Here is an 11387-nt window from a genome sequence, read left to right on the forward strand (position 1 = left end):
GCCGCAACCTGTTCCTGATGGAAGCCATGTGGACACGCTACATGCCCGCCATGGCCGAGGTGCGGCGCATCCTCGCGTCCGGGGTCCTGGGCGACGTGTCGCAGGCGAGCGCCGACTTCGGCTTCGTCGCCACGGGCGGGCCGGAAGCGCGCCTGTTCAGCCCCGCGCTCGGCGGCGGCGCCCTGCTCGACGTCGGCATTTATCCGCTGTCGATCACCGCCTTCCTGCTGGGCGACGTCCTCGACGTGCGCGCCCAGGCCGACCTGGGCCCGACCGGCGTCGACCTGCAGACGGTGTTCACCTTGCGCCACGCGGGCGGGGCGCTGTCCACGTGCGCCTGTTCGCTGAAGGCACGCACGCCGGGCCTGCTCACGTTGTCCGGCACGCACGGCCAGCTGCGGCTGGACGCACCGTTCCACCGTCCGCCGACGATCACGCTGCTACTGGCCGACGCGCCGCCGCGGGTCATCCCGACGCCGTATCTCGGCAACGGCTATGTGCACGAGGCGATCGAAGCCCAGCGCTGCTGGACCGAGGGCCTGATCGAGAGTCCGGCCATGACGCACGACCAGACGCTGCACCTGATGGGTGTGCTGGACGAGATCCGCCGCCAGACGGGCGTGCGCTACCCCGGGGACTGATCCAATGGCCGGGTATCCGGTGGTTGACATGGTTCCGGGGCGGCGGCATACTCGCTCTTGTTAGCGCTATCATTCCACACGTTCAAACGGCCGCAGAGCCGTTCTGCATGATTCAGGAGACGCAGATGCCCCGTCCGACGACACCACCGCATTCTTGCCCGGCAGGAGAACGGCCATGACGGCCGCCCTGCCCGGCGGCGCCGTCGGCGCATCCTCCGGCACGGCCGCCGCAGCGCTGCCCTTGCGCGAAAAGCTGGCCTACGGCGTGGCCGACATGGGTTTCAATTTTTATTGGACCAATGTCGCCACCTTCCTGATGATTTTTTACACGGACACGTTCGGGATCTCGGCCGCCGCCGCGGCCACGATGATGTCGGCGATTAAGATCATCAACGCATTCACGGATCCGCTGATCGGCGCCGCCGCCGACCGCACGGACACCCGCTTCGGCAAGTTCCGCCCCTGGCTCGTGTGGATGTGCCTCCCGCTCGCGGGCGCCGCCGTGCTCACGTACACGACACCCGGCCTGGACGGCGACGCCAGACTGGCCTGGGCCTATGGCACCTACCTGTTCATGATGGTGTGCTATACGTGCGTGAACATCCCGTACAACGCCCTGTCCGGCGTGATGTCGGCCGACCCGCAGCAGCGCTCCACGATCAACGGGCTGCGCTTCATCTTCGCGTTCGCCGGCAGCACGCTCGTGACCGCGGCCACGCCCGACCTCGTACGCTGGCTCGGCGCAGGCGACGACCGGCGCGGGTGGCAGCTGACGATGCTCGTGTGGGCCATCGCCGCATCCGTCCTGTTCGTGCTCACCTTCTTCAATACCCGCGAACGGATCGCGCCGCCGCCGGGCCAGAAGAACGCCGTCTGGCGCGACGTGCGCGACCTGGCAGGCAACCGTCCCTGGATGGTCCTGTTTTTCCTGGCCCTGATCATCATGGTCACGATCACGCTGCGCACGGCCAGCGCCGCCTATTACTTCAAGTACGTCGTCGGCCGGCCCGACCTGATGCGCACGTTCGTGCCGACCTACATGGTGGCGGCGGCGATCGGCGCCGCGCTCACGCCGCTGCTCACGCGCCGGCTCGACAAGAAGGTCCTGATGATCGTGCTGATGAGCGCGACGGCCGTGCTGTCCGCCGCGTTCTATGTCGTGCCGGCGGACCAGGTGTGGCTGATGTTCGTGTTGCAGGGCGGGCTCGGTCTCGTGCTCGGCCCGAAGTCGCCGCTCGCGTTCTCGATGTACGCCGACACAGCCGATTACAACGAATGGCGCACGGGCCGGCGCGCCACCGCGATGACCTTCGCCGCCGCGACGTTCTCGCAAAAGCTCGGCACCGCGGTCGCCGTCGCGGTGATCGGGTCGGTATTCACGGCGCTCGGTTACGTGCCGAACGCCGTGCAGGCCAGCGGCTCGCGCGAAGGCATCGTCTGGCTGATGTCGTTCATCCCGGCGGCGTTCGCCGTCGCCGCCGTGGCCGTCATGTGTTTTTACAACCTCAACGCCAGGCAGTTGGCGCGCATCCAGGCAGACCTGGCGGCGCGCAAATTCGCACCCTAGACTACATACAACAAGAAGGAAATATGATGTTGCAACCGACCGAGAACGGCGCGCGCTACGACCTCGCCAGCCCGACCGCCATGCCGAACGCCGGCGGCTTCCTGTGGAACCGCCGGATGATGATCCAGGTGACGTGCCGCGGCTATGCCACCGCGCAGTTCATGCAGCCGGAGCCGGCCAAGTATTCGCACGCACCGAACCTCGAAGCGAAGTCCTTCATGCAGCCGGAGCAGGCCTATTACGCGCACCACCCGGGCCGCTTCTTCTACGTGAAGGACGAAGAGACGGGCCAGATCTTCTCGGCGCCGCACGAACCCGTGCGCGCCGCGCCCGACCGCTTCGTATTCTCCGTCGGCCGCGACGACATCGCATGGAGCGTGGAAAAGCTGGGCATCCGCATCGACCTGCGCCTGGCGTTACCCGTCGACGACGTGGCCGAACTGTGGACACTGTCCGTCACCAACGTGAGCGGCCGTCCGCGTCGCATCAGCGTCTACCCCTACTTCACGATCGGCTACATGTCGTGGATGAACCAGTCGGCCGAGTATCGCGCCGACATGAAGGCCATCGTCGCTTCCAGCGTGACGCCTTACCAGAAACTGCAGGACTATTTCAAGAACAAGGATTTCAAGGACAAGACCTGTCTGCTGTGCGAGACGGCGCCCGACGCCTGGGAAACGAACCAGGGCCAGTTCGAGGGCGAAGGCGGCCTGCACGCCCCGGACGCGCTGCGTGCCGACCGGCTGGCCGGCGGCGATGCCCGCTACGAGACGCCGGTGGCCGCAGTCCAGTACCGCCTCGCGCTGGATGCCGGTGGCACGGCCACGCGCCGCTTCCTGTTCGGTCCCGCACGGGACGACGCCGAGATCGCGCAGATGCGCGACCGCCACCTCGGCGCGGAAGGCTTCGCCGCCGCCGCGCGCGCCTACGCCGCCTATGCCGACCAAGGCGCCGGCTGCGTGACCGTCGAGACGCCCGATGCCGGATTCGACAACTTCGTCAACCACTGGCTCGCGCGCCAGGTGTTCTACCACGGCGACGTCAACCGCCTGAGCACCGACCCGCAGACCCGCAACTACCTGCAGGACAACATGGGGATGGCCTTCATCAAGCCGGCCGTCGCCCGCGCCGCATTCCTGCACGCGCTGTCGCAGCAGGGGACGAACGGCTCGATGCCGGACGGGATCCTGCTGTTCGAAGGCGCGGAACTCAAGTACATCAACCAGGTGCCGCACACGGACCACTGCGTGTGGCTGCCGGTCTGCCTGCAGGCCTATCTCGACGAGACGGGCGACGACAAGATCCTCTGCGCCCAGGTCGAAGGCACGGACGGCATGACCCTGACGGCGTACGAGCGCATCTCGATGGCGATGGACTGGCTGCTGCACAAGCGCGACCACCGCGGCCTGTCGTACATCGAACAGGGCGACTGGTGCGACCCGATGAACATGGTCGGCTACAAGGGCCGCGGCGTGTCCGGCTGGCTGACGGTGGCGGCCGCGTATGCGCTGAACCTGTGGGCCGACGTGTGCGCGGCGCGCGGCGACGACTGGCGCCACGACCACTTCCGCGCCGGCGCCGCCGACATGAACACGTCCGCCAACGTCCACCTGTGGGACGGCGCCTGGTACGCGCGCGGCATCACGGACGACGACGTCGTGTTCGGCGTGAACGCGGATACCGAGGGCCGCATCTACCTGAACCCGCAAAGCTGGGCCTTCCTCAGCGGCGCACCGGACGCGCGCCAGCGCGGCGCGATGCTGGCCGAGATCGACCGCCAGCTCGACACGCCGTACGGCGTCCAGATGTTCGCCCCGCCCTACAGCGCAATGCGCGAGGATGTGGGCCGCGTCACGCAAAAGCACCCCGGGTCGGCGGAGAACGGCGCCGTGTACAACCACGCCTCGGTGTTCTACATCTACAGCCTGTACACGATCGCCGAGGCCGACCGCGCCTGGGACGCGCTGCGCAAGATGATCCCGGGGCCCGATGCGGACGATTACCTGCGGCGCGGCCAGATGCCCGTGTTCATCCCGAACTATTATCGCGGCGCGTGGAAGGAATACCCGCGCACGGCCGGCCGTTCCAGCCAGCTGTTCAACACCGGGACCGTCTCGTGGGTCTACCGATCCATCGTGGAAGGCCTCTGTGGGCTGAAAGGCGACGCGACGGGACTCGTCGTCAATCCGCAGCTGCCGTCGCACTGGCCTTCGATGCGCGTGCGCCGGGTCTTCCGTGGCGCCACGTTCGACGTCGGCATCACGCGTGGCGATGTGGCGCGGACGAGCGTCGTGTGCGATGGCCGGGCGCTGGATGAAGCGCGCATCGATGGGATCGAGGCGGGGCGGACGTATCGGGTCGAGGTTACCGTGCCGTGACGGTCCGCGGGATCGTCCCGCACTGGCGCTGCTTGAGGTTTTTATCGGAAGCCGGCCACGAGCCGGCTTTGTTGCGGCATGCGGCGTAAAAAGAACAAAAAAAGAGCCGGGAGCACAGCTGCGCCCAGCCCTGAAGAGGAGATTGTTGAAGAGTGCGCAGCCCCCCGCGCACCCATGCCGGTTGACAGCGCGTGATTGGTAGCGCTATCAATCGATACGGACAGTGTATCGTTTTTACGGGAAATGTAAAGCTCAACAGGATGATTATTTACGTCTTCCTGGCTGAAAGTGTTGGGTTTACCTGGCAATAATTAATACATCCTCGTGGCAACGCACGACGAGCCGCGATTTGGAGACTCACATTCAACGGTCAGGGTAGCCAKCGAACAGGAAGCCGACATGAGGCAGATCTTCAAGGATGTGTAAAGGGTCGACATCGCAGCAGAGACGCTTCGGCGATCAGGTACTTTCCCGCTCCCGCAACGTAAACCCGAGATCGATCCGCCGCTCCTTCGGCTCCCGCCCGGCAATCACCTCGAGCAACAGCGACGCCGCCTCATACCCGATGCGGTAACGCGGCGTATCGATGGTCGTCAACGACGGCACCATCCACGCGGATGCCGGCAAGTCATTGAAGCCGGCGATGGCGACGTCCTGCGGTACGCGGATGTCGTGGCGCTGGCAGTAGTAGATTGCGCCGTGCGCCAGGTCGTCGTTGCAGAAAAAGACGGCATCGCAGTCCGGCAGCGTTTCCAGCGCCTGGCGCATCAGTTCGGCGCCGAGGGCGATCGTGGACGGGTCCTGCACCATGATCTCCAGCTTCGGATCGGCCAGCCCGGCCGCCTGCATCGCCTGGCGGTAGCCGTCGGCGCGGCGCAACGTGCGCTCGTCGAGCTGGGCGCCGACGAACACGATGCGGCGGTAACCCCGCTCCAGCAGGTGTTGCGTGATGGCCTGGCCCGCGTCGTGCTGCGAGAACCCGACCGACAGCTCGCCCGGATCTTCGGCCAGGTCCATCATCGAGACGACCGGCATGCGCGAGCCGGCCAGCATGCGCTCGACCTGCGGGCTGTGCGTGAGGCCGGACAGCAGGATGCCGTCCGGATTCGATTGCAGATAGGTCAGTAGCAGCTTTTCCTCCTCGGCGTCGGAATAGCGCGTGTTACCGATCAGGAGCTGGTACTGGCCGTGCTCGATCGCATCGTGGATGCCGTCCAGCACGGCCGTGAACACGACGTTCGACAGCGACGGCACGAGCGCCACGATCACGCGCGACTGGGCGGACGCCAGCGCGCGCGCGGCGCGGTTGGGCACATAGCCCAGTTCCACGACGGCGAGCTCCACCTTCGTGCGCGTCGCCTCGGACACCAGCTGCGGCTGGCTCAGCGCGCGCGATGCCGTCATCGTCGATACGCCCGCATGTGCCGCCACCTCTTCCAGCGTGGTCCGTCCCGTACCCCTGACCTTACCTGTACTGCTTCTGCTCATTGTTTTTTCGTGTTTTCTGGCCGCTGCGCGCGCCGACCATAGATTGCGCCACGGATTGGATATTTTGTCAATGTTTCTAGTGCCGTTCCGCGAGCCACAACGCATTGTGCCACCCGTCATTCCATGTGCGATACGTCCTACAGCCCTCCGTCTAAAATTCCGATTGTCGCCCCCGCCAGGGCGCCTACCATGGCGATTCATGGTCCGATCAAGGAGACGATTATGCCGAGCAACCGGGAACACAAAGGCAAGGGTAACAAAGGCCGGAATGACGACGAACAGAGGGGCGTCGGCACGCCCGATCTGGGCGATGCAGGCAACCTGCAGTCGGCCAACCGTGGCCAGCCGGGCGGCACGCCGGCACAGGGCAAGTCCTGGCGCGGCCAGGGCAACCAGCAGAATTCCGACCTGGCCAGCGGGCCGGGCGACAACGCCCAACGCGGCGACCGTGGCAGCCGCCAGAGCAGCGATATCAGTCAGGGTAACCAGTCGGGATCGGACCTCGATAGCGGTCCGGACGACAATTTGGAACGCGGCAGCCGCCAGGGCGGCACCATCGACCGGAACCAGCAGAGCGGCGGTCGGGGCAGCAGGTCCGGCAACCTGAGCCAGGACGACCTCGACGATTCGATGTAGCGCCGCGCTTTCTTCAACCACACCCGGTCCGCCTGCGGTGGGCCGGCCCCCTCGCCCGGATGTGGTATTTACGCCGCAACACGGGAAAAAGTTTCTCAGTGGAATGATATAATTCTTCGGTCCGCGCACGCGTGCCGGGGGGAGCGTCGCATCCCACGCGAGCGCGTATTCCGATCGCCATCGTCCCCGGCTCCACTGGAAGCCCATCATGAACGCGCCGGCCCTGCCCGCCTCCGCCGTTGACTACGTTGCCCACATCGACCTCGCCTTCGAACTGATGCTGGTGCTCGACGCGACCGGCCACATCGTCCGCGCCAACGCGGCCGCCTGCGACATCCTCGGCTATGCACCCGACGAACTGGCCGGACGCCGGGTGCGGGAGATGCTCCATCCGGACGAGCACGCCGCCATGGACGCGCTGGGCGCCGCAGTGCTCGCGGGCCGGCCGTGCCGCGAGCGCGAGCTGCGCTGGCATCGCAAGGATGGGCAGGTGGTCTATCTGTCGCTGTCGGCACGCTGGTCCGAACCGGCGCGCCTGGTCTACGCGAGCGCCCGCGACGTCACCGCGCACCGCATGGCGCGCGAGGAACTGAAGCGCTCGCAGGAGCGCATGAACGCCATGCTGGAGAGCATCGGCGATGCCTTCTTCGCCATCGACCGCGATTGGCGCATCACCTACGCCAACCGCAAGGCCGGCGCGTTCATCGGCGTCGAAGTGGAGCCCAACGTCGGCCGCCACCTGTTCGACGTCGCGCCCGCGCTGGAAGGCACGGCAATCGTCGCGCAATACCTGCAGGCGCTGTCCAGCGGCCAGCCGGCCTTCTTCGAGGCGTACTGGCAACCGACGGACACGTGGGTCGAAATACGCTGCTATCCGACGGCGGACGGCCTGTCGGTCTACTTCCACGACGTGACCGCGCAACGCGCCGCGCTGGACGCCGTCCGCAAGAGCGAGAAGCGCTACCGCAGCCTGTTCCAGCAGGCGGGCGACAGCATCGTCATCGCCGACTGCGACCTGGTCATCGTCGCCGCCAACGGCCGCGCCTGCACGCACTTCGGCTACACGGAAAGCGAATTCCTCGGCCTGCCCGTGAGCGCCATCGACGGCAACCACGCGTACACGCCGGGCATGCTCGACAGCCTGCGCGCCGGCCAGACGCACCTGCTGCGCATGTCCAAGCGGCGCAAGGACGGCAGTATCTTCCCGGCCGAGGTGCACATCTCGCGCTTCGAGGACGGCGGCCAGGAATACTTCCAGGCCATCATCCGCGACCTGACGGAGCGCGAGGAAGCGGAACGCCAGCTGCGCGCCAGCGAGCAGCGCTTCCGCGAGGTGATCGAGATGACGCCCGCGGGCTATGTGCTGACGGGCGCTGACGGCCGCGTCCTCGACGTCAATCCCGCGCTGTGCAGCCTGTCCGGCCATGCGCGCACCGCGCTCGTCGGGCGGACGCTCGACGAACTGTTCGTCGACTTCCCGTGGGGCTGCCTCGCCGCGCACGACGCCTCCGGTGCCGTGCAGGGCATCGAAGCGATCCTGCGCCATGCCCAGGGGTGGCATGTGCACGTCCTGTTCAACGGCAGCGTGCGGCGCGACCCTGCCGGCAACGTGCAGGGCGTGACGGGCCTGATGAGCGACATCACGGACCGCAAGCAGGCCGAAAGCCGCCTGCACGAACTGGCCACGCACGACACGCTCACCGGCCTCCCCAACCGCGCCCTGTTGCAGGAGCGTGTGCAGCGCATGCTCGACGCCTGTCCGCAGGGGCGCGCGGTGGCCGTCATGTTCCTCGACCTCGACCACTTCAAGGAGGTCAACGATTCGTTCGGCCACGAGCTGGGCGACGTGCTGCTGTGCGAAGTGGCGGCGCGCCTGCGCAAGGTGCTGCGGCCGGAAGACGTGATCGCACGCCTCGGCGGCGACGAATTCGTCGTGGCGGCCGAGTGCACGGGCCCGACGTGCGCCGAGGCCATCGCCGCCAAGCTGCTGGACGCGCTGTCCGTGCCGGTCCGCGTGGGGAACCAGGAAGTGACGGCCGGCGGCTCGATCGGCATCAGCCTGTTCCCGCACGATGCGTCGACGCGCGAGCTGCTGTTCCAGACGGCCGACACCGCGATGTACGGTGCCAAGCGCGCGGGACGCAACCGCTACCGCTTCTTCGAACCGGAAATGACCCTCGCGGCGCAGGCCCGCATGGCGCTCGAGTTGGCGCTGCGACCGGCGCTGGGACGCAACGAATTCGAACTGCACTACMAGCCGCGCATCGACCTGCGTAGCATGACCGTCGTCGGGCTGGAGGCGCTGATCCGCTGGAACAGCGCCGACCTGGGCCGCGTCTCGCCGGGTGAATTCATCGGCATCGCGGAGGAGACCGGCCTGGTCGTACCCATCGGCCGCTGGGTGCTCGGCGAGGCGTGCCGGCAGACGCGTCGCCTGATCGACCGCCACGGCCGCGCCATCCGCGTCTCGGTGAACGTGTCGGCACGCCAGCTCGCGCAGGCCGGCTTCGTCGACGAAGTACGTGCCGCGCTGGCGCAATCGGCGCTGCCCGCCGCCTGCCTGGAGCTGGAGCTGACGGAAAGTGCCCTCATCGAGGACATTCCCCGCACTGCCGCAATGCTCGACGAACTGCACCTGCTGGGCGTGAAGCTGGCGGTCGACGACTTCGGCACCGGCTATTCCGCCCTCACCTACCTGCGCCGCTTCCCGATCGACGTGCTCAAGCTGGACCGCTCGTTCGTGCTGCAGGAGGATGGCCGCATCAGCGCCTTCGACTTCGTCAAGGCATTCGTCGACATGGCGCACGCGCTGCGGCTGTCCGTCGTGGCGGAAGGCGTGGAGACGGCCGACGTGCTCGACTTCCTGCGCGCGGCCGACTGCGACGAGGTGCAGGGCTATCTGATGGCCAGGCCGATGCCGCTCGAGGCGCTCGAGCACTGGCTCGAGGCGGCGGGCGCGGACTAACGGGACCTGCCTTAGTACATAGACGAAATCTATTCGGCTGGCCAGATGTCGATTAGCCGGACTGACTTAAATGGACAGCAATGGCGGCGGCTGCAGCATAGAGGAGTGGTACATAAAGGTCGTGGGTGTTTGGAAGTATCTCTACCATGCTCTCGACAAGGAAGGCGGAACCGTCGAATTCCTTCTCACTGCAAACCGTGACCGGTTTGCCCGGTGCCGACACCATACGGCGTCACGTAGCCCCTTGCGCCGATAGCGACTGAAGCGCGGCAACGGCGTCCGGGATGCCGCGGCCGGCACGGTCTGGCTGCAGCCAGGGCCGCATCCTGCATGACTGCTGGATCGCAAATTCAACCTGCGACAAGGTGGCATGCGGATACGCGTGCATCAGCAGGGCGGCCAGACCGGCGATGTGCGGCGCGGCCATCGACGTACCCGTCGACGTCGCAAATCCGCCACCGGCCAAAGCGGAGACGACGTCGACGCCGGGTGMGATCAGGTCGGGGACGTACGGGTCCACCGCGCGGTGCAGCAAATCACTGCCCGAGAAACTGCCGACGCGTCCACTCGGGTCCTGGGCGCCTACGCTTAACGCGTTCGGGTAATTCGCCGGCGACATGCTGGACCCGACGCCGTTGTTACCTGCGGCGCACACAGGCAAGCAACCTCGAGCGCGGATCCTGTCGATCACGAACTCGAAGGCGGGATTATAATTATCCTGTCCGACGGACATGTTGATGACCCGGGCGCCCCGCGCCAGCGCCCAGTCGATCCCGGCAAGCAGCCGCGCGACGGTATCACCACCTGGCGTAACGTTCGCTGAGATAAGCGTTGCCCCCGGCGCCACGCCAACGTACACGCCATTTACCGGACGACCCACGATCGTCGCGGCGGTGTGGGTGCCATGCACTGCATTTGGGTTCGGCGGCGAACCGGGAACCACCTTACCAGCATCGAGGGCAGTCACCAATTCCGCTACGGCCCCGGTCAGGGTCGCATGCTGGACAATACCGCTGTCCAGATGCGCGACGAGCACCCCGGCGCCGCTCAGCTTCCATTGCCAGAGCTGAGGAATGTTTAACTCACGCAAACCCCACGTCGGCCCTGCGGGCGGCGCCACCGGCGCGAACATCTCGTCGCCCGTGGCCAATGGATGAATGAAGTGAAAGCTGCCGGACGCATGGACCTCGAGCACATGTTTCCGCTGGCATAGCCGGCGGTAGCCGGCACGGTCGACCGCGCCATAGACCGCATCCAGGCACGGGTAATACTGCATTGACGTCGTCGCATCGCCCGAGGCGGATTCCGCCACGTTCGCCAGTAGCGCTCCACGGGTACCTGGCGTCGTGCCGAAAAGCGGGGCCAGCCGCTGGATCGCCTTCGCGTCGTTAGTCCCGACCCGGGCGATCACGCAGACGACGCGCCGGTAGCAAAACTGCTCCTCGATGTCCATAGCGTGCTCACTCAACTGTCGTTGTGCGGGATTCCCGGCTGCACCGCTGGTTGAGCCTCGCCGTTCACGACGCCGGCCACGTCAGACACCGACAGGTATTTTCCATGCACTGCGCCCGTCTTCGCGAAAATGATCTCGCCGGTGTCGCCAAATACCGTGAGGGACGCTACGGCACCACCCATGACATAGAATGGATTGGCGCCCAGGCTGGACCACATGTTCTTTTTGATATACGAGTTGCCGACGCTGTGTTCCAACT

General features: G+C 66.4%; 8 protein-coding genes and 1 pseudogene. 6 read left to right on the top strand and 3 right to left on the bottom strand.

Annotation, left to right across the window (positions count from 1 at the left end; all coding sequences use genetic code 11):
- From AC1DYX_RS21245 to AC1DYX_RS21255, 3 genes are all read left to right on the top strand, one after another.
- Window positions 1-641 (top strand): Gfo/Idh/MocA family protein (locus tag AC1DYX_RS21245; RefSeq protein WP_477262489.1); only part of this gene is annotated, 641 nt, incomplete at its 5' end.
- A gap of 175 nt (window positions 642-816) precedes the next feature.
- Window positions 817-2208: an MFS transporter gene (locus tag AC1DYX_RS21250; protein WP_477262491.1), complete on the top strand. Its 1392-nt coding sequence runs from the start codon at window positions 817-819 to the stop codon at window positions 2206-2208.
- 26 nt (window positions 2209-2234) lie between these two features.
- Window positions 2235-4586 (top strand): GH36-type glycosyl hydrolase domain-containing protein, encoded by a 2352-nt coding sequence (locus AC1DYX_RS21255; RefSeq protein ID WP_477262493.1) that lies wholly within the window; start codon window positions 2235-2237, stop codon window positions 4584-4586.
- 459 nt (window positions 4587-5045) lie between these two features.
- Here the strand turns inward: AC1DYX_RS21255 and gntR are convergent, their stop codons facing one another.
- A complete protein-coding gene (gene gntR / locus AC1DYX_RS21260) occupies window positions 5046-6074 on the bottom strand; it encodes an HTH-type transcriptional regulator GntR (protein ID WP_477262495.1) in 1029 nt (342 codons plus the stop codon).
- Window positions 6075-6296: 222 nt separating this feature from the next.
- Between gntR and AC1DYX_RS21265 the strand changes: the two genes are divergently transcribed.
- The 3 genes and pseudogenes from AC1DYX_RS21265 to AC1DYX_RS21275 all read left to right on the top strand — a co-directional run.
- The gene (locus AC1DYX_RS21265; RefSeq protein WP_477262497.1) at window positions 6297-6710 is read left to right on the top strand and encodes a hypothetical protein; all 414 of its coding nucleotides are present in this window, start codon (window positions 6297-6299) and stop codon (window positions 6708-6710) included.
- Window positions 6711-6918: 208 nt separating this feature from the next.
- Window positions 6919-9675 (top strand): sensor domain-containing protein, encoded by a 2757-nt coding sequence (locus AC1DYX_RS21270; RefSeq protein WP_477262499.1) that lies wholly within the window; start codon window positions 6919-6921, stop codon window positions 9673-9675.
- A gap of 103 nt (window positions 9676-9778) precedes the next feature.
- A pseudogene (locus tag AC1DYX_RS21275) lies at window positions 9779-9895 on the top strand (DDE-type integrase/transposase/recombinase); the annotation flags it as partial.
- 12 nt (window positions 9896-9907) lie between these two features.
- On the opposite strand, the gene AC1DYX_RS21280 reads toward AC1DYX_RS21275, so the two are convergent.
- Both AC1DYX_RS21280 and AC1DYX_RS21285 read right to left on the bottom strand, forming a co-directional pair.
- Window positions 9908-11128: a S8 family peptidase gene (locus tag AC1DYX_RS21280; protein ID WP_477262501.1), complete on the bottom strand. Its 1221-nt coding sequence runs from the start codon at window positions 11126-11128 to the stop codon at window positions 9908-9910.
- Window positions 11129-11139: 11 nt separating this feature from the next.
- On the bottom strand, window positions 11140-11387 hold a 248-nt coding region (locus AC1DYX_RS21285), incomplete at its 5' end, for a hypothetical protein (protein WP_477262503.1).

This window comes from Massilia sp. P2_C2 (assembly GCF_056404615.1).